1 pseudogene is annotated in these 966 nt (G+C 66.3%); it reads left to right on the top strand.

The window, feature by feature from the left end:
- Positions 1 to 342, top strand: a pseudogene (gene tpg / locus PV350_RS46710) (telomere-protecting terminal protein Tpg); the annotation flags it as partial.
- Positions 343 to 966: the final 624 nt, after the last annotated feature.

Genomic DNA, 966 nt, shown 5'->3' with positions numbered 1-966 from the left:
GGAACGTGAAGTACGCCAGCGGTGGCAGCCACATGTCCGCGCCCGCGCCAAGCAGGCTGCGGCCACGACCGGCGGCATCGTCATCGACACCGGTGCCCGCTTCGGTTTCACCGCCGCCCCCGGCTCCACCGACGACGCCCGCATCCGCCTGTCACCCAAGCCCTCCCACCCGAGTACGCAGCCCGCCTCTTCGACGCCCAGGAGCAAGGCGCCGACGAACAGCAGCTGCGCGCGATCGCAGCCGAGGGCCTGCAAGAGATCTACTTCCGCGACCGCGGCCGCCGCGCCGCCGGCCTGGAGGTGGAGTTCACCGACATCGACTACATCGACTTCGAGCCGTAGAGGGGCGGGGCCGGTTACCCCCACGGTTTCTGGCCCCGCCCGTTGCCTTGGGGTCCCCGCTTCCCCTTCGGGGGGCGCGACAGACCTGTTCGCAACAGGACGGGTGGGAACGGCCGCCTACTGAAAGGCGGTATGACAATACCCCGCGCATATGAGACGTGGTGACATCGACTTCGAGTGGTAGGCGCGTGGTCGGGGGTGCGCTGGGCAAGACCCACCCCGCCCGGCGGATTCCTTCCGCACCCGGCACGGGAAGTGATGGCACTACCGAATTTGCACTCTCCCGGCTAGGCGCTTGCATTAGACTGCGCGTCACGGATCTTCTATACATTCGGCTTTCGGTGGGCTGATGAATTTCCGGGGGTCTGTGGTTCCGGTGTCCGTGGGGATTGTGGCTATTGTGCTCAACTGGCTCGGGCTGCCGGCGTGGTGTGTGGGCCCGAGGTGTGGGTGCCGCCGACTGCGGCGAGCCTTTACTGCCATGGTCTTTCTGTGTTGGCCGTGCTTGCTGTGGTGTGAGACGACTGGGGAGGGTGGGGCGTTGAGTATTAAGTTGCCGAGGGGGTTGGAGTGGCTTGCGCGGTTGGTGGTGGGGGAGAATTTTCCGCGGGGTGATGAGGACGG

Origin of the sequence: Streptomyces sp. PA03-6a (assembly GCF_033792765.1) — a bacterium.
In the GTDB taxonomy this organism is placed as follows: domain Bacteria; phylum Actinomycetota; class Actinomycetes; order Streptomycetales; family Streptomycetaceae; genus Actinacidiphila.
This window is presented reverse-complemented; position numbering and strand designations above follow the sequence as displayed.